The organism is Acinetobacter sp. 40AMC3-4, from assembly GCF_049898185.1.
GTDB lineage: Bacteria > Pseudomonadota > Gammaproteobacteria > Pseudomonadales > Moraxellaceae > Acinetobacter.
This window is the reverse complement of sequence record NZ_JAFCXG010000017.1, coordinates 12,284-38,744: the sequence shown is the minus strand read 5'-3', so window position 1 is coordinate 38,744 and position 26,461 is coordinate 12,284. Positions and strand designations below refer to the sequence as shown.

General features: G+C 41.6%; 17 protein-coding genes and 13 pseudogenes. 12 read left to right on the top strand and 18 right to left on the bottom strand.

What is annotated here, in order from left to right; genetic code table 11:
* From ACP7BU_RS14305 to ACP7BU_RS14295, 3 pseudogenes are all read right to left on the bottom strand, one after another.
* Nucleotides 1-84 (bottom strand): annotated as a pseudogene (locus ACP7BU_RS14305) (DIP1984 family protein); the annotation flags it as partial.
* 197 nt (nucleotides 85-281) lie between these two features.
* Nucleotides 282-646 (bottom strand): annotated as a pseudogene (locus ACP7BU_RS14300) (IS3 family transposase); the annotation flags it as partial.
* A pseudogene (locus ACP7BU_RS14295) lies at nucleotides 640-921 on the bottom strand (ISNCY family transposase); the annotation flags it as partial. The pseudogenes ACP7BU_RS14295 and ACP7BU_RS14300, both read right to left, overlap by 7 nt.
* Nucleotides 922-1,162: 241 nt before the next feature.
* Here ACP7BU_RS14295 and ACP7BU_RS14290 point away from each other — a divergent pair.
* Nucleotides 1,163-1,270: pseudogene (locus ACP7BU_RS14290) on the top strand (site-specific integrase); the annotation flags it as partial.
* A 64-nt stretch (nucleotides 1,271-1,334) separates the two neighbouring features.
* Nucleotides 1,335-2,425 (top strand): annotated as a pseudogene (locus ACP7BU_RS14285) (IS3 family transposase).
* A 168-nt stretch (nucleotides 2,426-2,593) separates the two neighbouring features.
* Here the strand turns inward: ACP7BU_RS14285 and ACP7BU_RS14280 are convergent.
* From ACP7BU_RS14280 to ACP7BU_RS14265, 4 genes are all read right to left on the bottom strand, one after another.
* Entirely contained in the window at nucleotides 2,594-5,260 is a 2,667-nt protein-coding gene (locus tag ACP7BU_RS14280; protein ID WP_086044950.1) for an excinuclease ABC subunit UvrA, read from the bottom strand.
* A 42-nt stretch (nucleotides 5,261-5,302) separates the two neighbouring features.
* Entirely contained in the window at nucleotides 5,303-5,461 is a 159-nt protein-coding gene (locus ACP7BU_RS14275) for a hypothetical protein (protein WP_161489514.1), read from the bottom strand.
* Between the two features lie 93 nt (nucleotides 5,462-5,554).
* Entirely contained in the window at nucleotides 5,555-6,532 is a 978-nt protein-coding gene (locus ACP7BU_RS14270) for an MDR family oxidoreductase (protein WP_114541430.1), read from the bottom strand.
* Nucleotides 6,533-6,621: 89 nt separating this feature from the next.
* A complete protein-coding gene (locus ACP7BU_RS14265; protein ID WP_004647830.1) occupies nucleotides 6,622-7,257 on the bottom strand; it encodes a TetR/AcrR family transcriptional regulator in 636 nt (211 codons plus the stop codon).
* 303 nt (nucleotides 7,258-7,560) lie between these two features.
* Between ACP7BU_RS14265 and ACP7BU_RS14260 the strand changes: the two are divergent.
* The 7 genes and pseudogenes from ACP7BU_RS14260 to ACP7BU_RS14230 all read left to right on the top strand — a co-directional run.
* Nucleotides 7,561-7,794: pseudogene (locus ACP7BU_RS14260) on the top strand (transposase); the annotation flags it as partial.
* A 114-nt stretch (nucleotides 7,795-7,908) separates the two neighbouring features.
* Nucleotides 7,909-8,028, top strand: a pseudogene (locus ACP7BU_RS14255) (IS982 family transposase); the annotation flags it as partial.
* A pseudogene (locus ACP7BU_RS14250) lies at nucleotides 8,023-8,196 on the top strand (potassium transporter); the annotation flags it as partial. The pseudogenes ACP7BU_RS14255 and ACP7BU_RS14250, both read left to right, overlap by 6 nt.
* A gap of 118 nt (nucleotides 8,197-8,314) precedes the next feature.
* Nucleotides 8,315-8,692 (top strand): transposase, encoded by a 378-nt coding sequence (locus tag ACP7BU_RS14245; RefSeq protein ID WP_311771908.1) that lies wholly within the window; start codon nucleotides 8,315-8,317, stop codon nucleotides 8,690-8,692.
* A gap of 10 nt (nucleotides 8,693-8,702) precedes the next feature.
* A complete protein-coding gene (gene tnpB / locus ACP7BU_RS14240) occupies nucleotides 8,703-9,092 on the top strand; it encodes an IS66 family insertion sequence element accessory protein TnpB (protein WP_425880155.1) in 390 nt (129 codons plus the stop codon).
* Nucleotides 9,093-9,252: 160 nt separating this feature from the next.
* A pseudogene (gene tnpC / locus ACP7BU_RS14235) lies at nucleotides 9,253-10,406 on the top strand (IS66 family transposase).
* A gap of 31 nt (nucleotides 10,407-10,437) precedes the next feature.
* A pseudogene (locus tag ACP7BU_RS14230) lies at nucleotides 10,438-10,806 on the top strand (HipA domain-containing protein); the annotation flags it as partial.
* A gap of 29 nt (nucleotides 10,807-10,835) precedes the next feature.
* Here ACP7BU_RS14230 and ACP7BU_RS14225 read toward each other — a convergent pair.
* The 4 genes and pseudogenes from ACP7BU_RS14225 to fruB form a co-directional block, all read right to left on the bottom strand.
* Nucleotides 10,836-12,518, bottom strand: a complete 1,683-nt coding sequence (locus tag ACP7BU_RS14225; RefSeq protein ID WP_425880154.1) for a fructose-specific PTS transporter subunit EIIC — start codon at nucleotides 12,516-12,518, stop codon at nucleotides 10,836-10,838.
* A gap of 4 nt (nucleotides 12,519-12,522) precedes the next feature.
* Nucleotides 12,523-13,455 (bottom strand): 1-phosphofructokinase, encoded by a 933-nt coding sequence (gene pfkB, locus ACP7BU_RS14220; RefSeq protein WP_425880153.1) that lies wholly within the window; start codon nucleotides 13,453-13,455, stop codon nucleotides 12,523-12,525.
* Between the two features lie 7 nt (nucleotides 13,456-13,462).
* Nucleotides 13,463-15,112, bottom strand: a pseudogene (gene ptsP, locus ACP7BU_RS14215) (phosphoenolpyruvate--protein phosphotransferase); the annotation flags it as partial.
* Between the two features lie 86 nt (nucleotides 15,113-15,198).
* Nucleotides 15,199-16,327 (bottom strand): annotated as a pseudogene (fruB, locus tag ACP7BU_RS14210) (fused PTS fructose transporter subunit IIA/HPr protein); the annotation flags it as partial.
* Between the two features lie 328 nt (nucleotides 16,328-16,655).
* Between fruB and ACP7BU_RS14205 the strand changes: the two are divergent.
* A pseudogene (locus ACP7BU_RS14205) lies at nucleotides 16,656-16,805 on the top strand (VF530 family DNA-binding protein); the annotation flags it as partial.
* Nucleotides 16,806-17,158: 353 nt separating this feature from the next.
* Here the strand turns inward: ACP7BU_RS14205 and lldD are convergent.
* The 3 genes from lldD to lldP are packed head-to-tail and all read right to left on the bottom strand — an operon-like array spanning nucleotide 17,159 to nucleotide 20,733.
* The gene (lldD, locus tag ACP7BU_RS14200) at nucleotides 17,159-18,304 is read right to left on the bottom strand and encodes an FMN-dependent L-lactate dehydrogenase LldD (RefSeq protein ID WP_180181369.1); all 1,146 of its coding nucleotides are present in this window, start codon (nucleotides 18,302-18,304) and stop codon (nucleotides 17,159-17,161) included.
* Nucleotides 18,305-18,307: 3 nt separating this feature from the next.
* Nucleotides 18,308-19,051 carry a transcriptional regulator LldR gene (gene lldR, locus ACP7BU_RS14195; RefSeq protein WP_004282146.1) on the bottom strand — a complete coding sequence of 248 codons (744 nt, stop codon included), beginning with the start codon at nucleotides 19,049-19,051 and terminating at the stop codon, nucleotides 18,308-18,310.
* Nucleotides 19,052-19,068: 17 nt separating this feature from the next.
* On the bottom strand, nucleotides 19,069-20,733 hold the full coding sequence (lldP, locus tag ACP7BU_RS14190; protein WP_004282148.1) for an L-lactate permease: 1,665 nt from the start codon (nucleotides 20,731-20,733) through the stop codon (nucleotides 19,069-19,071).
* A 665-nt stretch (nucleotides 20,734-21,398) separates the two neighbouring features.
* Here lldP and ACP7BU_RS14185 point away from each other — a divergent pair.
* Nucleotides 21,399-21,632, top strand: coding sequence for a hypothetical protein (locus tag ACP7BU_RS14185; RefSeq protein ID WP_225554309.1), 234 nt, complete (start codon nucleotides 21,399-21,401; stop codon nucleotides 21,630-21,632).
* 189 nt (nucleotides 21,633-21,821) lie between these two features.
* Nucleotides 21,822-22,163 carry a histidine kinase dimerization/phospho-acceptor domain-containing protein gene (locus ACP7BU_RS14180; RefSeq protein ID WP_086044954.1) on the top strand — a complete coding sequence of 114 codons (342 nt, stop codon included), beginning with the start codon at nucleotides 21,822-21,824 and terminating at the stop codon, nucleotides 22,161-22,163.
* Between the two features lie 421 nt (nucleotides 22,164-22,584).
* Here the strand turns inward: ACP7BU_RS14180 and bioD are convergent, their stop codons facing one another.
* The 4 genes from bioD to bioA are packed head-to-tail and all read right to left on the bottom strand — an operon-like array spanning nucleotide 22,585 to nucleotide 26,445.
* Nucleotides 22,585-23,250 carry a dethiobiotin synthase gene (gene bioD / locus ACP7BU_RS14175; RefSeq protein WP_425880152.1) on the bottom strand — a complete coding sequence of 222 codons (666 nt, stop codon included), beginning with the start codon at nucleotides 23,248-23,250 and terminating at the stop codon, nucleotides 22,585-22,587.
* Nucleotides 23,247-24,032 (bottom strand): malonyl-ACP O-methyltransferase BioC, encoded by a 786-nt coding sequence (gene bioC, locus ACP7BU_RS14170; RefSeq protein ID WP_425880151.1) that lies wholly within the window; start codon nucleotides 24,030-24,032, stop codon nucleotides 23,247-23,249. Before bioC ends, bioD begins: the two co-directional genes overlap by 4 nt.
* Nucleotides 23,999-25,168 (bottom strand): 8-amino-7-oxononanoate synthase, encoded by a 1,170-nt coding sequence (locus ACP7BU_RS14165; RefSeq protein ID WP_100535634.1) that lies wholly within the window; start codon nucleotides 25,166-25,168, stop codon nucleotides 23,999-24,001. Before ACP7BU_RS14165 ends, bioC begins: the two co-directional genes overlap by 34 nt.
* The gene (bioA, locus tag ACP7BU_RS14160) at nucleotides 25,165-26,445 is read right to left on the bottom strand and encodes an adenosylmethionine--8-amino-7-oxononanoate transaminase (protein WP_005105916.1); all 1,281 of its coding nucleotides are present in this window, start codon (nucleotides 26,443-26,445) and stop codon (nucleotides 25,165-25,167) included. Before bioA ends, ACP7BU_RS14165 begins: the two co-directional genes overlap by 4 nt.
* Nucleotides 26,446-26,461: the final 16 nt, after the last annotated feature.

Sequence of the window (26,461 nt, the reverse complement as noted above, 5' to 3'; positions counted from 1 at the left end):
TACATTTGCATTGATACGTTGTTTTAGTGAAATAATTTTTTTTTGTTGATCACTTCGAAGTAAGAGAGCTTCTGCTAATTTCATTTTTCACCTATTAACCAATTAGAATTAAGTTTTAAGCAGCTAAGTAATTTTACAAATACTATATCCTCATTCTTTAAAGATCAAAAAAATTGATTTTTTACAATTTTCAGAGGTAGAAGTCTTATATTTTGTCATTAGTCGAAGCTCAGAATTAAGCTAAAGGCCTTTTTTTCAGATGCAGAATCCTTTATCTGATCCTAGACAGTATTATGGACATTCGATCCCTCTAAATTCTTACAATATTTTTGTTCAAAGGCTTCAGGACTTAACCAGCCATTTGCAGAATGTATTCTGATTCGATTGTAATAAATCTCGATATAGTCGAACAGGACAGCATTCGCTTCTTTTCGAGTGGCAAACACACTGCCATGGATTACATGACCTTTCAATGTATGAAAGAAGCTTTCAGTCACTGCATTGTCCCAACATGAGCAGTGTACTGCGCAAGACTGCCTGACATACTTTGAATAAAGTTATTCGTCAATAATAGCGCTCTAAAAGCACGACTACAGTACTGACTGCCTTGGTCAGAATGAACCATAACTCCTGTTGAATAAGCTTTTCATGCGCCAAGGTTGGTCCGAAACCATGCAGTTGATCAGAAACAATATTGAGGCACTTGAGTCTGAGTTCTTCAGAAAGCCTGGAATTGCTGGTTTGGCCACGACCCGTATGGGCTAATACAGCTGGACCTTGAACTTTGTATTTCTGCAGTAAGCGTCTGACCTGACATTCTGAAATATGAAGTAGAAGTAGCTGAGCAGCCTGGGATTGAGTTATGCGTTGATCGCAGATTTCCTGCAAGACCGACAATCGTTTAAGTTCTTTATCCGACATAGACACCAACATATCAAACCGTCCGCTAAGGAAATTGCAAAAGTGCACATTCTAAAAGCGGACATTTCTATTTTGGGCTTACAACACTGATTTCGTATAATATTGATTATGTTAAATGAATTATACCTGATAATAACTTCATATCTTCTTTTATTAAACGAAAATTCAATAACTTAAATAATTTCAATTTCATTTGTAAAATATAATATGTTGACCTCAAGAATACTTCATAAACTTTACTATGTTTGCTTTAAAAACAATTCATTTGGAAAAGAAAGTTTCAAACGAAAATCAAATTATTCTTTTGTTTGATCTGGATTCATCATGTCCATGTTTGTACCCAGTAATCCCTCCTAAAAACAATAGGACCTAAAAGTAGAATTTTCTCTTAAAGTATAGGCAGGAGATTCTGCATGAAAACATCTAAATTTACTGACAGTCAGATCATGTCCATTTTGAAACAGGCGGAGTCTGGCACACCTGTAGCCGCCCTTTGTCGTGAACACGGTATGAGTAATGCGACCTTCTATAAATGGCGTGCCAAATATGGCGGTATGGATACATCATTAATGGCAAAACTCAAAGAACTGGAAGCAGAAAATACCAGACTTAAAAAGATGTATGCTGAAGAACGCTTAAAGGCAGAGATCATTCAGGAAGCGATGGCAATGAGCAGCACTGCTGCGCAAGGGTGAGGCCATCTTGCCGACGTAAGATGGCACAACAGGCAGTTGCCCACTATGCGATTAGCATTCGTTTGGCTTGCCGAGGATTTAGTATCAGTGAAACCTGCTACCGTTATCAATCCAAGTTAAACGATGACAATACATTAATTGCAGAACAGCTCATTGAGCTCACTGAAGAAAATACAGATTGGGGTTTTGGTCTGTGTTTCTCTTATCTACGTCATGTTGAAAACCATGTTTGGAATCATAAGCGTGTTTATCGCATTTACTGTGAGTTAGCACTGAATCTGCGCATTAAACCGAGAAGAAGACTAAAACGGCATGCACCAGAACCACTGAAAGAGCCGATCCGGGCAAATCAGGTCTGGTCACTGGATTTTATGCATGACCAGCTGATCGATAGTCGTAAGTTCCGATTGTTGAATGTGATTGATGATTACCGTCGAGAAGGTTTGACTATTGAAGCAGGATTCTCATTACCCACGATCAGGGTTATTCACACATTGAATCAGTTATTGGAATGGCGAGAAAAACTGTTAGTTATTCGGTGTGACAATGGCCCGGAGTTTATCAGTCACGAATTTGTACGCTGGGCAACTGAACAAGGTATTCGTATTGAATATATTCAACCAGGTAAACCACAGCAAAATGCGTATATTGAACGCTATAATCGGACTATACGTTATAGTTGGCTGAGCAAACATTTATTTGATACTTTGGATGAAGTACAAGATTATGCAACAAACTGGCTGTGGCATTACAACCATGAAAGACCACACCAAGCAAACAAAGGAAGGCCACCTCTAATGGCTGCTTAACCTCTACTTTTAACTTCGGTTATTAATGGGAGGATTACCGTTTGTGCAACAAAGCCCTTAGTTGAAAAAAACTTTTAGATTTCATGCTCACACACCACCTAAAACAAAAAATATCTGATTGATTTTACAGGCTTTTAATTTAAGGTTTTATTCTACCCACTCGCAATATCAACGTTTAGTATCACGACTCACTAACTCATTAACTAAATATGGAGCAGTACGGCTATCTTGATTTTCTGTTATTTGTTTTGGTGTTCCTGCCACAACAATATTCCCACCAGCATTTCCAGCACCTGGTCCCACATCAATCACCCAATCTGCTTGTGCAACGGCACGCATATCATGCTCAATCATAACCACGGTATTACCCGCATCGACTAATCGCTGCAATTGAACTAACAATCGATCTACATCTGATGGATGCAAACCTGTAGTTGGCTCATCAAGTATATACAGTGTATTTCCACGCTGATTGCGTTGCAGCTCGGTCGCCAATTTAATACGTTGCGCTTCTCCACCAGATAGTTCAGTCGCTGGTTGCCCTAAACGTAAATAACCAAGGCCAATTTCCTTTAATAATTGTAGTGAACGAGCAATCGAGACCTCTCCATCAAAAAAATCACGTGCTTCATTGACGGTCATTCCTAATACTTCAGCAATATTACGTCCATTCCAGCGAATTTTCAGAGTGTCATCATTATATCGAGCACCATGACATGTCGGACAAGGGGCATATACACTTGGCATAAACAATAACTCTACACTGACAAAGCCTTCACCTTCACAAGTTTCACATCGCCCTTTAGCCACATTAAACGAAAAACGTCCAGCATCATAATGAGCTTGGCGAGCTTCAGGAGTCCCAGCAAATAACTTTCTAACATGATCAAATAAACCCGTATAAGTTGCCAGATTAGAACGTGGAGTACGGCCAATTGGTTTTTGATCAACCTGTACCAGACGCTGTATAGCCTCCACATCACCAGCCAGAGAACCCTGTGTAACCTCGTTAACCAACATTCCTTCATTTAAAGGATTATTTTCATTATTGTTTTCAGTTTCAGACTCATTGCCTAAATATGAAAGTACTAACTCGGGTAAAGCTTGAGAAACGAGACTAGATTTACCTGAACCTGAAATACCTGTAACTGCTGTAAGTACACCAAGAGGTATACGAGCATCAATATTATGCAGGTTATGTCGGTAAATATTGTTAAGTTCAAGCCAACCAGAGGGTGTACGTCCATAACTTTGAGTAACTGGGATTTTATTAAATAAATAACTTGCAGTACGTGAAGCTGAAATCTCACTTAAACCCTGAGGTACTCCACTATATAAAATATTACCACCTTGCTCTCCTGCATCTGGTCCAACATCCACTAACCATTGAGCACGACGCATGAGCTCTAAATCATGCTCTACAACAAATACGGAGTTTCCAGCGTCTCTTAATTTATCGAGAGAATCATATAATGACTGACTATCTGAAGGATGTAATCCAGCAGACGGTTCATCCAGTACATAAACTACACCAAATAGCATAGAACTTAATTGTGTTGCTAAACGCAAACGTTGTAACTCTCCCGCTGAAAGAGTCGGTGTGGCTCTATCTAATGTTAGATAACCAAGACCTAACTGGCGTAATTGATTTAAACGCCCCACCACACCATTTGCTAAACGCTGGGCAGCAATTTTCTTTTCATCTGAAAGTGCTGACGTACGTCTTACATCTGGAGATACAGAATGCACTGCTCTACCTGTTGTTGCTCGTTCAGATCTATCAAGTTGGGTTACTTTATTATTAGTCTTTTCTCCAGCATCATGAGCGTCGAAATTGCCAAGAACAATGGGCTCAAGCAGGCAAGTTAACTTATCCAAAGAAAGTTGCATAAACTCACCAATATCTACTCCAGCAAAGGTAATAGATAAGGCTTCTGGTTTAAGGCGTTTACCATGACAGGAAGGGCATATTTTTCCTTCCATAAAACGTGAAACACGTTTTTTCATCAACGTACTTTGGGTATTAGCAAAAGTATGAAGGACATAGCGACGAGCACCAGTGAAAGTGCCCATATAGCTGGGTTCTAGTTTACGTTTAAGTGCAGATTGAGTCTCAGCGGGGCTTAAACCAGCATAGACAGGAACTGTTGGGGTTTCTTCAGTAAATAAAATCCAGTCTCTATCCGATTGCGGTAAATCTTTCCATGGTCGATCAACATCATACCCTAGGGTTACTAGGATATCGCGTAAGTTTTGCCCGTGCCAAGCAGGTGGCCATGATGCGATAGCTCTCTCACGAATACTGAGTGTTGGGTCAGGAACCATTGTCGATTCTGTAACTTCATAAATGTGACCTAAACCATGACAGGTAGGACAAGCACCTTGAGGAGTGTTCGGTGAAAAGTCCTCGGCATATAACATTGGCTGATCGGCAGGATATGCACCAGCACGCGAATAAATCATTCGCACGAGACTTGATAAAGTTGTTACACTTCCAACAGAAGAACGGGTATTACTTGCACCACGTTGTTGTTGCAATGCTACTGCTGGTGGTAGACCATCAATAGCATCAACATCTGGTACTCCGGCCTGATCTATTAAGCGTCTTGCATAAGGTGCAACAGATTCGAAATATCTTCTTTGTGCTTCAGCAAAAATAGTTCCAAAAGCAAGTGATGATTTTCCTGAACCCGATACACCTGAGAAAACAACAAGTGCATTTCTTGGGATAGAAACATCTACATCCTTAAGGTTATGCTCACGTGCACCTCGAACTTCAATACAATTATTAGATAAAGTAATGTTATTGTGTTCACCAAAAGAATGTATTTTCATGTTTCTACGAGCCTGTAAATTATTTTGTGTAAGTCCCATTTTTTATAAATGATCTTTTAATCGATCATCGAACTGAATCGTAAAACAATTCATTGCTAAACTAATACATTTAAATATGGCTGTCATTTGGTTTAAATCTTCAGGAGTTTTTAAACCTTTAGCTAATTCAGCTGCCATACTTTTGATTGTAGCTTCATCCATGTGAAGTACCTTTTTTTATTATCCTCAGTAGGATAAATGAAAATTAAGTACTTACACAAAATTTAGAACAGTCCCACAACTCATTTTGTTGAACTATATCTGTACAACAACTCTACCTCGAATTTTTCCATCTAAAATTTCATTTGAAATATTTAAAGCATCTGTTAACTGAATTTCAGTCGTAACTTTTTCTAATTTTGTTTGATCCAATTCTGTAGCTAAACGTTCCCATGCTTCTTTTCTTAATTCGATTGGTGCCATCACGCTATCAATTCCATATAAGGTAATCCCTCTTAGAATAAATGGAGCAACTGTTGCTGGAAAATCCATTCCGCCTGCCAAACCACACGCAGCAACTGCACCACGATATTTTGTACTAGCACATGCATTCGCTAAAGTATGGCTACCAACAGTATCAATCACGCCAGCCCAAACTTCTTTGTTTAATGGCTTTCCTGGGGAAGATAATTCAATACGATCAATAATTTCACTCGCACCTAGATAGGTTAAATATTCTGACTCTTGAGGTCGACCAGTTGAAGCTGTAATCTCATAACCAAGATGATTCAAAATAATAATGGCAATACTACCTACTCCACCATTTGCACCTGTCACTAAAATTTTTCCATCATTTGGTTTAATACCATGTTTTTGTAAAGCCATGACACACAACATTGCGGTATAACCTGCTGTACCAATAACCATCGTATCTTTAAAAGAAAAAACTGAAGGTTTTTGTATGAGCCAATCACCTGAAACAATGACTTGCTCGGCTAGTCCTCCAGAATACTTTTCACCCACTCCCCAACCATTCAGTAGAACTTCATCTTCTTCTTTCCATGCTGGATGTTTTGATTCAATCACAACGCCTGAAAAATCAATACCTGGTGTTAACGGAAAACTACGAATCACAGGTGAACGCCCAGTAATGGCTAAAGCATCTTTATAATTGAGTGTTGAATATTTGACTTCGACTCTAACCTCTCCTTCTTGTAAAGGCTTTGATGCAGTCTCAGTAATTTGTGATGTGTAACCTGCTTCATCTTTAGTAATTACAATACCTTTGTACATAGAACTTCCTCTCCATTTAATTAGACTGCTTGTCTAGAATTAATTAAAAAATAAATACAGACGTCTGCATTTATTTTTTAATTAACTTTTTACGTGATTTGTTGTTTTACAGCTAAAGTAAACAAGCGATAAAATGCATCTAAGGGACTTGTTGATTTGACCAAACGTGCTCTTAGAACTGCACCTTCCCACCCAATCCAAAACTGATAAGCAGCTTCATCGCAATCAGCTAGGCTATATTGTGAATTTGACTGATGTAGGCAATCAGAAACTAATTTCTCCCATACCTTAAAGATATTTTCGATTCGGGCAATGATTTCTTGTGGTAAATACGACACTTCTTGTCCTAAGTTACCTAAAATACAACCTCGTTTAAAATCATATTTTTGCATTTTTTCACCCGCATCTTTTACAAAATTTTGCAGCTTTTCTAGTGGGGAAAGATCAGTTTGACTTAAAAACTTATTCAATCGCTTCACAAAATAAAGTTCATAAGCATCTAAGACTTCTAAAATAAAAGCCTCTTTATTTACAAAATAATGGTAGAAAGACCCTTTAGGAACTTGGACTGATTTCATGAGATCGTCCAAGCTCATAGCATTCATTCCACGTTCGGTCAGTAACTCGATACCTCGGTGGATTAAAACTTCTTTAGTGTCTGCATAGTTACAGCCGTGTTTGGTTGGTCGACCACGTGGTCTTTTGGGTGAGGAAGAATAATTCATATAATAAAAATAGACTATGTGACTAGAAATAACAACAATAAGATTATTTGATTGAAAATTTTATCTAAACGTCATCTAGTTCTCTTTTTTCACAGTACTTAGTCATTCATATAAATGCTCTTAAAAATCCTATAAGTTTATGAACTAATTTTTTATAAATTTCTATTATTTTTCTTCAAAATATTGAAATTAATAAATATATTGTAAAAATAATTTATAAACTAGATTTTAGGTAAACATAAGTTAAATAGAAAATTTTTAGTTAAATAAGGCTCTGTTGCACAAACTTACCACTGGAGGCTTCTTAGCTATCAAAAAAGTCGCGATAGTCTCCATCTACTCATTGACCCTACTGGCTTGAGGTTTTTAGGAGAAGGTGAATGAAAACGTAAAAAACATCAGTCTGAATATCGATGACAATAGCGTAAACTTCACATAGGTATAATAGATGCTGAAACACTGCAAAAACTTGCAGCTCAGCTCACAACCAATAATGTCAGTGACTCACAGGTGTTTGGTGATGGATTGGATAGCATAAAAAAATAATTAATATATTTCAATATATTAAACCCCAATCTCAACTTTTTAAGTGATTGAAATAAAAAGGACATAACCCTATTTTAGTTTCCACCAAGAAATTAAAGCAAAGTTATGTCCATTGAAGAATTTATCATTTTTATCTATGTAATCATAGAACAGCTTTATCCCATTGTTGTTATTCAGCCTCTGAGAACTCGTGGTTTTCCGCCTGCTGTTACTGATGTAGAAATTAGCCAAGAAATCCGAGAACGAGACAAAGAACGTTTTGAAACCGAAGTTGCAGCAGATGATGTCTATGCGGGTATCGGCTTGCAATACACAGGACCGCGTCCGACTGCACCTTTAATTACACCAAAGCACACAGGGCAAATTCTGAATGAAGATGACACTCATCAATAATTTCACGTATTAAGCCCAAATAAAAAGAGGTCTCTGTAGATCTCTTTTTCGGTAAGCATCCGCTGAACCCCACTTTTCTTATTTTCTCAATATACCAATAGTGCCCATTATTTATTAAATGGACATTATGTTTATGGCCTTAGACACTTTTATAGACACTGAACAAACGACAGAAAGAGCCCGCAGAATCTTCGCAACTGATTTTAAACAGCACTTGGTCGAGCTTTGCCTGCAGCCAAATACATCAGTGGCTAAGGTCACAATGCAACATCAGATCAATGCCAATCTATTACATAAATGGATTCGTCAGTCCAGATCAATGGTTCCATCATTCACAACCCCTTCCATTCCACAGACCGACTTTCTTCCCGTCATTCTTCACCCGACACCAGAGTCAAACAAGAAGCACCGCCGCCACCTGAACCGGAAAAGAATGCTGTCGCTCATATCAGAATTCCACTGCATCAGAAACAATGCTCCGCAAGAGATCAGGTGATCGAAATAGAATGGCCAGTGGAATCGGCCAAGGAGTTGCTGCTTTTACTTCAGGGCTTGATCAAATGATCCGCATTGATGAAATCTGGCTTTCTACCCAACCTCTGGATATGCGAGCAGGTATGGATACTGTCATGGCTCAGGTGCTGAGAGCCTCTGGCTATATCAAACCGCATTGTGCTTATCTGTTCTGTAATAAGCGTGGCCGTCGCATGAAAGTGCTGGTGCATGATGGGCTGGGCATCTGGCTATGTGCCCGACGGCTGGAACAGGGAAAATTCCACTGGGCTAAAGTTCACCAAGATGAAACCGTGACCCTCAGCCCGGAGCAGTTACAAGCACTGATCCACGGTTTAACTTGGCAAAGAATCGGTCTGCAGCAAGTGGTAACAATGCTCTAAATCGAACTCATCCATTCTGCTATTCTCCAAACATGATCTCAACCATACTGCAGTCATGAAAATGCTGCCTGATTTAAACCAACTGACCCATGAACACCTGCTGGAATTTATCCGACAGTTGGCGCTGCAGCATCAGTCTTTAGCATAATCAAAACAACAACTGGAACAATCAAATCAGCAATTAGATTCTAAAGTTAAATCTCTCTCTAATCTCAATCAAAAATACGAGCATGAACTTTTGCAGTTTAAACGGCATAAGTTCGCCCAGAAGAATGAATACTTAACGGCCAAACAAATCCACCTCTGGGATGAAGCGGTTGAAGAAGATATTGCCGCGGTTGATCTGGAACTGGAACGGCTGAATGCAGCTAAAACCGATGCAGCGACACAGAAAGCCCCAGCCAACAAACCTAAACGTCGACCGCTACCTGATCATCTACTCACTCTGCGTATTGAGCACGAACCTGCCTCAACGCAATGCAGCTGTGACAGCTTGTACTGCAGCAACAGGTGCTGCATGCCAATGAAACACCGGTCACCATCATGCAGATGGGTGAGAATGAGAAAAAACCGAAGAAAGGTTATGTCTGGGCCTATGCCACCACACAGTACAATCTACTTCAGGCGGTGATCTATGACTTTCAGGATAAGCATGCTGAAGAGTTCCTGAAAGACTGGCAAGGCCATCTGGTCTGTGATGATTATGGTGGTTATAAAGCACGCTTTAAATCAGGCCAGATCATTGAGGTGGGCTGCATGGCCCATGCACATCTTAAATTCCATGAACTGCATGCGACCGGAAAAAGTCAGGTCGCTGAACAAGCATTAGTGATGATTCAGAAACTGTATGCCATAGAAGCAGAACTCAGGAAAAAGACCGATGGTACAGCGCAACACCGTCGCGAATACCGGCAACAACATAGCCAATCGATGATGCAACAACTATATGAATGGCTCAACCAACATTATCTGACGGTGCCGTCGAGTTCTCCAATCGCCAAGGCGATCAATTACACTCTGAAGCGTTGGCCAGCTTTAAGTCGCTATTTGGATGATGGCAATCTACCGATTTGCAACAATTGGGTCGAAAATCAAATGCGTCCCTGGGCATTGGGACGCAAGAACTGGTTGTTTGCTGGCTCGCTACGCAGTGGTCAGCGAGCTGCGAATGTCATGACCCTGATTCAGTCAGCAAAGCTGAATGGGCTAGATCCGTATGCCTATTTAAGTGATGTGCTGAAAAGGTTGCCGACACATAAAGTGACCCAGATTGAAGAATTACTGCCACACCGCTGGAAACCCAACTCAAATTAAAAAATAGCGATGGGGTTCAGCGGACGCTTACGCTGTTTTCAATGTAGTATTCAATAATCGAGATGATCATTGCAAAAACTTTTCATTTCTGATGTCCCAAAATGGGCAATGGAAACTCGCCCCTGCCTATGATGTTACTTTCTGTGAAGGACCAGGGGGATATCATCAAATGGATATCATGGGTGAGGCACTGGATATTCCTCGACAAGCTCTTGTGAAACTTGGTACTCAGGAAGCGGAACTTTGTGTCCAAGAAGTCGATGAAATTATTGGCTCGATTTGTAAGGTTGCAATCCGATTCAGCAATATCGCTCATGACCTATTACCTGGACAAATTCAAGCAGAGACTCTCCAACTGATCCAAAATAGGATTGAGCATAATATTCATTTATTGCACTAAATAGCTTTCACAAAGCCTCTATAGAGGGCTTATTCTAACCGTTGTTTTATCACGGCATAAGCTACACCAGTCACCACACTTCCAATCGCAATCGCCAATAAATATTTTAATGGATAATTCATCGCATTCGGAATGATCAGTACCATTACACCGCCATGAGGGGTGACTAGTTCACATTTAAATAATGCAACCAAAGCCCCAGTTACAGCACCACCTGCGATCGCGCATGGAAGCACTCGAATCGGGTCTTTAGCAGCAAACGGAATAGCCCCTTCCGAAATGAAACATAGGCCCAGAACTACAGCAGCCTTCCCTGCATCTTGCTCAGGTTTGGCAAATTTATGCTTTGCCAGAAAAGTTGCAATTGCCATACCCAATGGCGGTACCATACCCGCAGCCATGGTAATCGCCATCGGTCCGTATGTTTGTGACGTAAGTAAGCCCACCGTAAAGGCATAAGCCGCTTTGTTTATTGGGCCCCCAACATCAATACACATCATACTCCCAAGGATAATCCCCATGATCATGGCATTGGTCGTCCCCATATTGGCAAGGAAGTGTGTGAGTAATTCAAACAATTGTGCAACAGGCTGTCCAACCACATAAATCATGATTAAACCAACAGCTAAACTGGCCAATAGTGGAATAATCAAAATTGGTTTTAATGCTTCTAGGCTACTTGGGAGTTTAAGCTGTTTCGATAAAAATAACGCAATATAACCTGCAATAAAACCTGCAACTAATCCACCGAGAAAGCCTGCCTCTAATTGTGTTGCAAGTAAACCGCCAATCAAACCTGGAGTTAAACCCGGACGATCCGCAATAGAATAAGCAATGTAACCTGCCAGCATAGGTACCATAAGAGTAAATGCTGCAGCACCTATTTGCTTTAAGGATGCGGCAAAGCTTCCTTCAACAGGATTGAGGCCAAACATAAACGAGATGGCAATGATCAAACCGCCCGCCACCACCATTGGCAGCATGAAAGACACCCCTGTTAAAAGATGTTTATAAATTCCAGTTTTTTCTTTGTTTTCATTTTCTGTCTTAGTGGCTGTTTGCTTACCCGTTTCAAGCACTTTGGCTTCAGCAATTGCGTTTGCAAAAGTCTTATCCGTTTGCTTAAGGGCAAATCCTGTACTGCAGCGATATACGCGTTTGCCTACAAAGCGATCTGTATTGACCTCAATATCCGTTGCTAAGATCACCACATCTGCTTTGGCAATACTTTCTGCCGATAAAACATTTTTAGCCCCAACCGATCCTTGGGTTTCAACATCAATCTGATAACCGTGCTTTACTGCACCTTGTTGTAAGGCTTCGGCCGCCATAAACGTATGCGCAACACCAGTTGGACATGCTGTAATGGCGACAAAGCGTGTAACCCCTACATTGGCTGCAATAGTTTCATCTAAAGCATCTGAATGCTCAAGAACTTGTTGCAAAAGCATGATCGCATCGTGTTGCGCGTTATTCAAACCAATGACTTTCACAACCTTGTCACGCAGTTGATCCGCTTCTGCCGACTTCTGTCCTACAAAAACAACCGTATCAATAACATTTGATAAATCGAGATGCTCGACTGATGTCGCCACATGATTGGAAATACCAAGTGCTGTCGCTGCTTTGGACAGTTTTTTGGACAAAATCACTGCATTAATCGGCTGCTCGGGACTATGTGGCACAAATAAAATATGTTTTATCTCTTGCATCGTATTAACTCAATGATTGGACTGAGATTTGCGATTTCAAATCTTCAATAACAGCAAAGTCTGGAAGGGCAAACCCAATTTGGGTCACAGCATTGCTCGCAATTGCGGTTGCTGTTTTCAATGTTTCTTCTGGGGAAGTTGAACTCAACAAGCCATGAATCATACCTGCCAGCAAGGAATCTCCTGCACCCACCGTACTTTGGACGGTGACCTTCGGTGCAGTAGCATGCAGGGTTTGCGTGCGGTGAAGCCAGTTCACCCCGTTTTCACCCATCGAGACCACAATATGTTCGATCTGACTATTTAAACTGGCAAAAAGATGCTGCTGTTCTGCAAACGTTTCTGCTGGCAAATGGTAGGTTTCTGTCAACTCATCTGTATTAGGCTTAATCAACCAAGGATGGGCAGCAATTGCTGCTTTCAACGCAACACCACTGGTATCTACTGCGACTTTTTTACCCGCAGACTGTAACCATAGAATCAGTGTCGAAAGCTCTTCTGCAGAAAACCCTTGTGGCAAACTGCCAGCAATCACAATCACATCAACCTCTAAAATCAGTTGAGATAGGCGTTCACGTAGTTGTTGTTTTGCTGAGGTATCTACAAAAAAGCCCTTGCCATTGATGTCAGTCATCTGACCAGAAGCTTCTGCAACTTTAATGTTTTGTCGTGTTTCACCTGCAACATAAATAAATTGGTTATCAAATTGCTCTTGCTGGATATGATGGTCAAAAATTTGACGGTTTTCTTGCCCTAAAAAGCCACTCACAATCAGTTCATGACCCAAATCCTTAAGGACCTGTGCCACGTTTAAGCCTTTACCGGCTGCATGACTTTGGGCCGTTAACTGACGATTGACCTCGCCAACTTTTAGTTGATCCAATTGCACGGTGAGGTCAATTGCAGGATTCAGAGTAATGCTTAATATCTTAGCCATTCGGTAATTACTCCACCAATGCACGTACGGCAGTTGCACTGTCACAACTTAAGGCTTGCTGTGCGACCTGTTGGCAATTTATATAGTTCAAACCACGAATTTGCGCCTTCACCAATGGAATACTGGTACTCGACATACTCAACTCATCCACGCCTAAGCCTATCAATACAGGCACAGCTTTTGGATCAGCAGCCAATTCACCACAAATGCCCACCCATTTACCATGCTGATGTGCTGCCCGAACCGTTTGATCAATCAATAGCAAAATACTCGGATGTAAGCCATCAGCTTCAGCAGACAACAGTGGATGACCACGGTCAATCGCCAGAGTATATTGAGTCAAGTCATTGGTTCCAATACTAAAAAAATCAACTTCTTGAGCCAGAATTGGAGCCAACAATGCTGCCGCAGGAACCTCAATCATAATACCGACTTGTAAGTTTTCACATGGATGCTGTATGCGAACCTCATCCAAAATTGCTTTTGCTGCTCGCCATTCTTCAACCCGCCCAATCATAGGAAACATAATTCTTAACGGGCGATTATCCGCTGCTTTAAGTAAAGCAACCAATTGCTGACGTAACAACTCTGGCTTACGTAAAGTCAGACGAATACCACGTAAGCCTAAGAATGGATTTTCTTCCTTTTCAATAGGCAAATACGGCAAAGGTTTGTCCCCGCCTACATCAAGTGTACGTACCACCAATGGACGACCCGCCAAAGCATCTAACACCACCCGATAATCGGCTTCCTGTGTAGCCTCATCAGGCGCACTGCTGTGTGACATAAAGACCAATTCTGTGCGTAGCAAACCAATTGCTTCTGCCCCATCGGCCACAGCCTGTATCGTAGCGCCCACTTTACCAATATTGGCTGCGATTTCAACTTGATGTTGATCCAGTGTGATGGCGGGTTCTAAACAATGCTGTTCCGCTTGTTCTCGCAACTCACGCTGGCGTTGGCGCTCTGCAATGGCATAATCAATCTGACTTTGCTCGGGTGAGACCACATACTCACCAGTATCCCCATTAATTAGCACGGTGGCATGGTTCTCAATATTTAAAACAGCTACACCCGCACCTACGACTGCTGGAATAGCCAGAGCACGTGCCACAATAGCACTATGGGCACTCGCTCCACCAACCGCGGTCAAAATGCCTGCAACACGATCTTTATTCATACGCGCTACATCACTCGGGCCAACATCATGCATAATTAAGATATAAGGTTGCTCGGGTTCTGTGACATCGGCCACACCGCACAAAACAGCCAAAACTCGCTCACCAATATCCCTTAAATCAGCCGCACGCTCTGCCAGTAAACGATCGCTAAGTGCAGCCTGTGCGGTAGCAGCCACTTCAATATGATCATGCCAAGCTGCTGCAGCAGACAACCCCTGTTTTAAACCGCGTTGTACACTTTGGAGGAGGTCTGGATCATCCAGCATTTCCAAATGTGCCATGAAGATCTGCTTAATGGCAGTAGATTCAGTATGTGCAATGAATTGACGTAAGCTATTTTTCACCTGATGAAGCGCAATTTCAAGCTTTTCATTCTCAGCTTTAAAACTCTGTCCGCGACGTTCATAACTAAATTCATGTGGCTTCACCACATGTGCAGGACCAAAAGCAAGGCCAGTTGATGCCGCAATACCGCAGCTACCCGTATCGCCATGTGATTCAAAAGGCATTAATTCCAAAGTATTTACGACTGGGTCACTACTGCTGTGCTGATGAGATACAAGATCAACAGCTTCAACCTCTTCTCCTAAGCCCTGTTGAACTGCATCAATAATCTGTTCTAAGCCTGCTACAGCATCAGTATCAGGTTGTGCAATAAAAGTCAGAGTTTGACCACGACGACATCCCATGGCTAATAATTTGGTTAAACTTTTTGCCGAAACGTAAGCCCCCTCATCTACAGCAACGAGAATATCCCCTGCAAATTTCTTAGTCATATTGACCAAGTGTGTCGCGGGACGCGCATGTAGACCATGAGCATTAGCTAAGACAATACGACGAGATGGCCAATCAGGAATCAGTTCAGCACCAATTAACTGCGCCAACTGGTGACTATCTTGCTCTTGGTTGAGAGTATGAACTTGTTCAGTATCAAACAAAATATCCATTAACCGTTGAAACCGTTGCATATCCAGTTGCTCATTACTGGCAATACACACCAAAGTCTTGAGCATTTCCTGCTGATGGCTTAAAACCTGTTCCGCTTTTACCAAACTTACAGCTGGGCTCAAAACATGCTGGTTAGAAGTGATCGACCACACTCCCTCCCCTAAATGAATCATGCTGTTTAGGTTTAAACCCGACAGAAAACCACACTCCACCATTTTTTGCTGTTTCAGCAACTGTGTTGCCTGCCAAATCAAATCTTCTACATCAAGTGCGGGAACTTGAGTGGCGATTAAATTTTCATGCAATGCCAAAGATGCGGGTTGGGCTTGTAATAATGCAATAATTTGCTCTGCGGATTGAGCCTGTTTCACTTGATCAGCGACATCATTAATTAAAGCCCGCGTCAAAATTTGTAAGACTTGCAAATGCTCATCTGATTTCGCAGCAATCACTACTGCTAAATAAATTTTATTTTCACCGTCCCAAACAACTCCTTCAGGAAAGTGCGCCAGACGAATCCCAGTTTTTAAAATAGATTGGCGAGACTGAGGCGTCCCATGCGGAATGGCAATTCCTTGTCCTAAATACGTTGCACTTTGTTGTTCACGCCCGGTCAACCCATGAATATAATCAGGTGTAACCAATTGGTCTTCGACCAAGATATCGACTAGACATTGCAACGCTTGTGCTTTATCAGTGGCGTGTTGTTTCATTCGAATATGTTGTATATCTAGCGCGAGCATAAAGCGTCCTTGCAAAATAGCATAGTGAAAAGCTATGCCTTTTTACTGGAGAAAAAATAAAAGTCGAATTCTACTCAGGATTTACACAAAAATCTGTATATTTTGATTTTATCTTGATAATCATTATTACGACGCAATTAAGAAACGACGAGATTCTCCAAAGCCCAGTGTTGCGATAGTTGGGTTTAGTTCTAATTGAACCGCTCTATCTCTGATTTCAGGGGTATATTTAGGTTTTTCATCGGATCACTACGCTTCGCTACGTCTTGCGAAGCAATGCGTCTCATCTCAGAAAGTTTGGTCTCCGACAAACCCGGTACGGTTCAGTTTAAGTCGTAAAATTGAAGTTAGATGTTTTTGCATAGATCCAAGTGTTAAATCATCATTGCGATTCTTGCGTACCACACCCTAGGCACGTGAAAAAGTAGAAAGCTTATATTTGTACGTGTTACGTCAAAAAGCAAAACAGAAACCGTAGCCCCAGGCAACACCCCTCTCATCATAAAATTATACCAGTCAGTAAAATAACTTTAGGTTAAGCATATGTATGCTGGTTATTATTGTTGATTATCACAATAAATTAGTGACCAAAAATCAAAGTATCCTACCCTACCTTAAATTACACCACATAAAATAAAAACTCTATATAACTGTTATATATAGAGTTTATTTAAATACCAATTATAGTATTTAGTGTATTTTATGTCGGTGACTCTTACCAAGGTTGGTTTTTTTCAAAAGGAAGCTTTGTTTACCCAAATTATTTAGATAAGAATCTCTTTTTCCAAAGGAAAGTTGGCAAAGCCTTACTAATGTGAGTAATTAAATCGCTTACTCTTTCTCTAGCTTGACCAGGCAATCCGATGTAATATCTGCAATGGTTCTTGCACCAGTCAATGTCATTGCCACACGCATTTCTTTCTCAATCAAATCTAGTAAATTACTTACCCCAGAACCGCCGGCAGCACCAAGTGCGTATACAAATGCACGACCAAGCATACAAATATCTGCACCCATAGCCAACATACGTACCACATCAAGACCGTTACGAATCCCTGAATCTGCTAAAATTTTGATGTCACCTTTGACCGCACTTGCAATTGAAGGAAGCGCACGAGCAGAAGACAAAACACCATCAAGCTGACGACCACCGTGATTGGAAACCACAATTCCATCTGCTCCGAAACGTACTGCATCCTTGGCATCCTCAGGATCTAAAATCCCCTTAATAACCATGGGACCCTCCCAATAATCACGAATCCACTCAAGATCTTTCCAAGAAATTGAAGGGTCAAAGTTATTTCCCAGCCAACCGATATAATCTTCCAGACCTGTCGGCTTACCTAAATATTTCGAAATGTTACCCAAATCATGCGGACGACCCAATAAACCGACATTCCAAGCCCAGTGTGGGTGCATACACGATTGCATATAACGACGTATTGCAGCATTTTTACCACTCATTCCTGAATGTGCATCACGATAACGCGCACCTGGAACAGGCATATCGACTGTGAATACTAAGGTAGAACAGCCTGCGGCTTTAGCACGTTCCAAGGCATTTTTCATAAAACCACGGTCACGTAGTACATACAGTTGAAACCACATCGGACGTTGAATCGCAGGTGCCACTTCTTCAATTGGACAAACTGAAACTGTTGATAAGGTAAATGGAATGCCCTTTTTATCTGCGGCAACCGCGGCTTGAACTTCACCACGACGCGCATACATACCCGTTAGACCTACAGGTGACAATGCCACTGGCAACGCCAAACTCTCACCAAACAATTGCGTTTCTAAGCTCAGCTCAGACATGTCATTTAACACACGTTGACGTAAAGCGATTTTTGATAAATCGTCTACATTACGCTTTAAAGTATATTCCGCATAGGCACCACCATCGATGTATTCAAATAAAAATGGCGGTAAACGACGTTTCGCAGCTTCACGATAGTCATTTGCAGAAGAAATAATCATAACTTATGTCCTATTTAATCGACTCGAACGTTGACGACGAGCTTCTTCTTCATCGATCATACGTACGCGTTGAACAACAAATTCAATATGCCCACAAGCTGCCTTACGTGCAGTCTCTGAGTCTTGACGTTCAATTGCGTCCATCACCTCAAAATGCTGGTCATGCAATTGTTCAAAATGTTGTGGTGTGGTGTAAACTTTACGTCGCCCTAACATCACGTTGTCTTGCAATAAATCAAACAAACTACGCATCATTTGGATCAGCACTAGATTGTGGGATGCTTCTGCAATCGCCAGATGAAAATTCGCATCCGCTATTGCTGCGTGGGCATCATCACCTAAAGCCTGAAAATGGCTAATCTGCTCAAAACATTGACGAATATTGATCAAATCACTGGGTGTGGCACGTTGTGCGGCATACCATGCTGTACCACCTTCAAGCACCATACGAGCTTCTTGTACATCAAAACGATATTCAGGATCCTGATCCATCAAACCGGATAATGGCTCAACGATTTGATACTGTGACCAATGTGCAGGCAACTGCTTTAAATAGGTGCCTGCACCCGCTTTGCTCTGAATAATCCCTGCGGTAATCAGTTGTTGAATCGCCTCACGTAAAGAGCTACGAGACACACCTAACTGTTCACAGAGTTGGCGTTCAGCAGGCAATCGCTCTCCGACTTGCACATTATTTTTTTCAATCAATAGACGTAAACGCTGTACCACTTTGTCGGAGACTTTCATTTTTTTCCTTGACCCGTTTACGGAATCATCCACGGGAAAACATAAGCTTGTAAGGTCACAATAATACCAATCATCACCGTAAAGATAATGCTGTGTTTTACTGTAAATCTAAATAAATCAGATTCTTTACCAACTAAACCCACTGCTGCACAAGCAATCGCGATTGATTGAGGGGAAATCATCTTACCTGTTACTCCACCACTGGTATTGGCAGCAACTAACAAGACTTCAGGCACACCGATTTGCTGTGCTGTAGTTGCTTGTAACGCTGAAAACAATGCGTTAGCTGAAGTATCTGAACCTGTAAGAAACACTCCAACCCAACCCAAGAATGGTGAAAAGAACGTGAAAGCCTGACCCGTATGTGCCAGTGCTAAAGCAAGCGTCGCTGACAGACCTGAATAGTTTGCAATGAACGCAAAAGCCAGTACCATACCAATCGAATAAATTGGGGTTTTTAGTTCATTCACGGTTTCAAAGAATGTCGAAACTGCCTCTTTAGGTTTCATGTTTAAATAAATAATCGTGATCAATGCCGCCAATATAATCGCCGTACCCGTTGCTGATAACCAATCAAACTTATAAATCGCATCATAATCTTTAATTTCAGGCACGACAGGTGGTAGCTTTTGAATCAATTGATGCAAATACGGCACTTTAATTGAAACTACTAAATCACTTAATGGGCCGTCCTTAACAAATAAATCTTTAAAAGGTTTGATGCTCCAGATCGTCACCATTGCTGTAAGTATCAGAAATGGAGACCAGGCTTTGGCTATCTGTGCCACACTATATTGTTTACGAGCTTGCTTGATAATAGTTTCATCTACCTGTATATTTTTGTCCTCAAAAAGAAAAATATGTTTTGGTTTCCAATACTTAAGCAAGATAGTTAAACTAATTAATGATGCAATTGCAGCAGTGATATCGGGTAACTCAGGCCCAACAAAATTTGATGTTAGATATTGCGCTAAAGAAAAAGATAAGCTGGCAACTAAAATAGCAGGCCAAGTTTCTTTAACCCCACGCCAACCATCCATGATTGCCATGATCCAGATCAATACAATTGGCACCATAAAGGGTAACTGACGACCAACCATTTGACTGATTTCCATGGTGTCAACACCTGAAACCTGCCCAGCGACAATGATCGGAATTCCCATTGCACCAAAAGCAACAGGTGCAGTATTAACTATCAGGCATAGCCCAGCCGCATATAAAGGCTTAAAGCCGAGTCCCACCAACAGTGCCGCAGTAATTGCGACGGGCGCACCAAAACCTGCCGCACCTTCTAAAAACGTACCAAAAGCAAACCCAACTAATAGCATTTGCAGACGTTGATCTTCTGTAATTGACAGAATAGACGAACGAATAACATCAAACTGTCCTGTTTTTACTGAAATCTTATATATAAAAACTGCACCGATAATAATCCATGCAATTGGCCACAGGCCGTAGAAGAATCCATAGACCATTGATGCTAATGCCATTCCAATTGGCATTTTGTATAAAAATAATGAGACCAGAAAGGCTAAAAAAACGGTAATTGTAGCGGCTACACTACCCTTCATGCGAAAAATAGCTAACGCTAAAAAAAAGAAAATAATTGGAACTAGCGCAATAGCACTCGAAATCCAGATATTGCCTATAGGATCATAAATTTGTTGCCACTGTTGAAGCATTGTCTACTCCTTGAAATGCTTAACTACTAGATTGAACAGTTTATTGTACTTAAACACTAAATTGGTATGACCAATTTAGTGTTTAAGAGATAAAATGTGCATTTTGTATTGGCGATATTAGTAATATTAGCCCAAAAACACAATATAAAAGATTTAATTTATTTTTTGGTATGACCAATTTTCATAATCTCTTAAAATTTTATATATTAGATTTCTTTCATAATTCACTTTTTACTCAGCTCAAAATTATAGATTCCCACAATTAAATTAAATCTTAATCCTAGTCTTTTGCCAGGGTTGTGATATCGCTCGGCAAGGATTTTGAAGGTTTTCAAAGTTCCAAATACCTGTTCAATCCCAATTCTTCTTTTATTGATTTCTTGGTTATAAAGTTTTAGCTCGAGATCTGGTTTTTAGTGCTTTTTTGCTTTTAATGGCCATAAACTATTTGGATACAATGTATAAATCCCTTGATAGCCTTTATTTGCAAGAGGCTTTGTTGCACAAACCTACCACTGAAAGCTTCTTGGGGAATATAATTTCTAAATGAAGAGGTCTGCACCCAAGATCTATCGTACAACCAGTTGATCTACCTACAATAAAGCCTTGCTCAGTCAAGGAAATATATCAATTTGGTTTGATTCAGCCATCCAATGGTCGCTCGATTGACTCAACAACTGCCGATGCAAAACTTGGATGAAAATGTACTAGCCCAACAACTTCATTCCACCAATCAAGAGCAGTTGATTGCCTATAAAGTGTCTTTATTTGGCTCTGACGTCAGTGTCGTTCAGCATGTGGTAGCAAAAACCCGAGGTGCACCGAAAGATTTAAGCCACCAAGTAGTTGGCTTTAGTACAAAGCAACAAGGTGAGGCTCAGTTATGTGTTACGTCGTGAGGATATTCAAGTGGTGGCAGCAGAGCGGATGTTCCTACGTGGATAATTGCTCAAAAAGATTTTATAATCGGTATTAATACCAATAATTTTGTCTTTATTGCTATGTATAGACTTAATCGTTTTGATTATTCGTCGAGAGCTTAAAGCCTTAGATGAAGTTTCAACCTTTTAAGTCAGCCAAATTTATCAGTGAATGATGCTACTCACTATTTAAAAACCTTAGATGCCAAAGTAATGCCTTCCAAGGTACAGTCCTTTGCCCAAAACTCTAAGCACTTAATACATAAACTGCATCAAAATCCGGAAAATGAAAAAGTATTTAGTTCATACGCCGCCCATGAATTGCGTAGTCCTTTAACCGCGATCAAAACTCATATTCAGCTTGCACAACTGATGGCAGAACAACAGGCAAGCTCGCCCAAATTGCAACAGAGCTTGCAGCAGGTACACCTTGGTATCCGCCGATGTACCCAGCTACTGGAACAGCTTCTAGCACTTTCCTCTACCGATCAAGTACTGAGTGATATGTAGTACAGTATTGAAATTGCACGGCTCCTGACTCAGGTGATTGCCGATTTACAGTCGCTTTATCCGGAAATTGAACCCAGTTTAACAATTGACTGACCGAGCCTGACCCGAATTGCCCTACCCGATTTTGAACTAGATACCGTCTTTAAAAACCTACTTAACAATGCTCTATTGCAGGCACAGGCAAACACCATTTCAATTGCTATGCTGCATGTGTGCTGATCATTCATAATGATAATCAAAGGTTGAAGATATGCATACTTGGGACAGCGTTTCTGGCATAAATCTCCCTAGCAAAATGGGCATGGGCTAGACTTATATTTGATGAAAATGGTGTTAAACAAATATGGCTATCAGATTCAATTTACAGTGGCGCAACCTCAATATTTAAGCATTCACATCAGCCTCGCTGCAAGCGGATCACTTACTTATGAGAAGACAGGGCTAAATTTAAAGCTGGAATATCAACCCATGTCGTATCAGCAAAATCACGCTGCAAATACTGTTTTAAATAAGCAATGGTATCTTCAGCGATCAAGGGATCTTTGGAGTTATCTGCATGATTAAAAGCAATGGCATATAATTGAACCCCGCGGAGTTTTAACAACTCAAGACTCAGCAAGGTATGATTAATACTACCCAAACGCCCTGAAGTGACCAGAATCACCGGATAATTATGTGTCTGAATATAATCAATAGTTAGGAACTCTTCGGTTAAGGGCACCATTAGACCACCTGCACCTTCCAGCAAAATACAGTCATAGCCCGCAGCCAGCTGTTCGGTGGCCTGCTGAATCTGTTCAAAATTAATGGCTCGCCCATCTAGACGCGCAGCAAGATGCGGTGAAGCCGGATACGTAAAAATTTCCGGCATGGTCAGTTTTTGCTGGTCTTCCGGTAACAGTCCACAACCCATAATTGCACGATGCTGTTCGATATCTTCTGATATATCGACATTTCCGGTCTGGATCAGCTTTTGGGTTATGGTACGAATGCCCTGCTCATTCCAATTTTTGGCCAGAAAACCAGTAGTAAAGGTTTTACCAATTGCGGTATCAATGCCGCTGACAAAATAAATCTGTGCGCTCATGCTGTCTTCCGTGCAATGACATAAACCGGATGATAGGTCAGTGCATACTGTTTGCTTTCAGGGTCTTGGAATTGTTGATAGCCGGTATAAAAATCCTGTAAGGACGATTTTGTCCACCGAAACCCCTGTGCCGTCGCCTGTACACCAGTGGCTTTGATATGCTGTAACACCTGTTTCGGATGCTCAAAATGCAAGGTCATCTGTTCTTCTGTCTGCAGCAGAATGTCAAAGCCTAAGGATTCAAGCAGTTCACAGACCTCCGCTAAAGGCAGATAATCCAAGCCCTGTCCGGTCAGTGCCTTAATTTCCTTTAAATTATTGTCCGTATAACTGGCAAAACACAGATGCCCAGAGGGATTTAAGGCCTGCGCAATGTTGAGCAACAATGCTTTTAAATCCGAGATCCATTGCAATGCAGAACACGACAGCACCATGTCCAGAGACTGCGGCAGTGGCAAGGTTTCAATATTACCAATCCCCCACAAAAGCCGATCATCTTCCGGGAAATGCTGCTTCACTTCGGCATATAGGTCATTTAAAAATAAATGATCAAAGCTGTAATACTGCATAAAAAGCCGGGTAAACAATCCTGAACCGCAGCCAATTTCCAATACCCGTTGCAAATGTGGTTGTGCTACATGCTGCTGCATGAACTGCATCAACTCTGCCGCTACGGCACTTTGTACCAGCGCATGCTGCTCATAACTGAGATTTGCCTGAGCAAAACGCTGGGCAATCTGTTTGCTGTTCATCGCGGCAAATTCCTCAGCACCTGCAGACATGCGTCCAGCTCATCCGCAGAAATGTTCTGATTCAGGCAGATTCTGAGTCTGGAGGTGTTGGCAGGAACCGTTGGCGGACGTACTGGTAGCACATAAAATCCCTGCTGTTGCATAATTTCAGCCGCCTGAATGGTGCGTTTTGCCTCACCAATCAGTACCGGCACAATTTGCGAGGTTGACGGACAGTGATATCCCAAGTCTTGAATGCCCTGCTGACAGCGTACAGCCAATGCTGCCAAATGTACTCGTCCCGCCTGAAGCTGCTGTACCTTCTGAAAAATAAATCTAGTCCAGGCCATACATAGTGGCGGCTGGGCGGTACTAAAAATTAAAGGTCGCATGCTATTGATCAGATAGTCACGAATCACTGGCGCACAGACCAGATAACCACCAACTGAAGCCAAAGCCTTGCCAAAGGTACCGACTAGGAAATCAATTTGATCCAATACTTGATACTGTTCTGCGCAGCCCAATCCACGTTCACCGCGCACACCAATTGCATGTGCCTCATCGACATAGAGCATGACTTTTGCAAACTGCTGTTTTAATGCCACCAAAGCAGCTAAATCTGTTTCATCCCCATCCATACTGAAAATTGATTCAGTTACCACAATGATGCGCTGGATAGATTCATCTGACTGATATTTTTCTAAAAACTGAGTCAAATGCTGCAGGTCATTATGGCGGTAACGCACATAGCCAGCTTTAGATAAACGAATCCCGTCGATAATACTGGCATGTACCAGTTTGTCAGCAATGATCATGGTTTTAGCATTACTGAGCGCAGGAAGAATCCCGATATTCATGTGATAACCACTATTAAACAGCAGTACTGAACGTCCAAAAGCCTGTGACATCTGTGCTTCAAGTTGTTCAAAATTGGGAAAGTTTCCTGTCAGTAAACGTGAAGAGCTTGAACTCATATATCGCTCAGACATCGGCGTGAGGTCAAAAAATTCTTCACGTAGCGTTAAGTTGGATGCCAGACCTAAATAGTCATTGGATGCCAGATTCAGCATCTCTTGGCCATTGAGTTGCAATCGTGGCTGGCTAGAAATATTGGACTTAAACTGGCGATATTGCCCTTGCTGTTTCAAGTCATCTAGCTGCTGCTGGAAATGCTCAAGATGGTTCATGCTACTGCCTCTATCTGCTGAATCATCTCCCGCATATGCTTTAATAAAGTTTCAAGTTGCTGTGTTGAAATTACATATGGCGGCATGACATAGACCAGACGGCCAAAAGGACGAATCCAGACGCCACGGCATACACATTCAGCCTGAAAACGCGCCAAATCAATAGTTTGATGTAGCTCAACCACGCCAATTGCGCCGAGGACACGCACATCTTTGACTTGTGCCAAGGATTTTAAATCCAGTAAATATTGTTCTAGTGTCCTTTCAATCTGTTGAATACGCGTCTGCCAGTCTTGAGCCAGTAACAGCTGAGTACTTTTTAATGCGACCGCACAGGCCAACGGATTAGCCATAAAAGTTGGGCCATGCATGAACACACCCGCTTCACCACTTGAAATCGTCTCTGCTACATGGCGAGTGGTTAAGGTCGCTGACAGGGTCATATAACCACCAGTCAATGCCTTACCGATACACATAATGTCTGGTGTGACCTGAGCGTGTTCATAAGCAAATAGTTTTCCAGTGCGGCCAAAACCGGTGGCAATTTCATCTAAAATCAGCAGTACATCGTACTTTTCACACAACAACTTAGCTTGCTTTAAATATTCTGGATGATAGAAACGCATCCCGCCTGCACCTTGCACAATCGGCTCAATGATCATGGCAGCAATCTGTTGATGCTGCTGTACCAGCAGGTGCTCAAGTGGCTGTATATCTTCGGGTTGCCATGCCCCATCAAAACGGCTTTGAGGTGCCGGAACAAATAAACGGTTCGGCAAACTCGAACCAAAAATTTGATGCATACCAGTTACAGGATCACAAACCGACATGGCATTCCAGGTGTCGCCATGATAGCCAGACCGTGTGGTAACAAAGTTAGTTTTTTGTGGTTGCTGACGTGCATTCCAATATTGCACAGCCATTTTCAACGCCACCTCAACCGCGACCGAGCCGGAATCGGCAAAGAAAATTTTATCCAGTTCAGGCGCCGTGATCTCAAGTAGCAGTTTAGACACATCAATCGCAGGCTGATGAGTCAAACCACCAAACATGATATGTGACATCGACTCTAATTGTTTTGTTACGGCCTGATTGAGTTCAGAATGATTATAACCGTGAATTGTGCACCACCAGGACGACATGCCATCAATCAGCTCGGTACCATCTTCAAGTTCAATGACTGCACCATGTGCAGCTTTAACTTTGTAACATGGCAAGGGTTGTGTCATGGAGGTATAAGGATGCCAAATATGCTGTTGATCAAAAGCGTCCTGCACAGAATTTACCCCAATT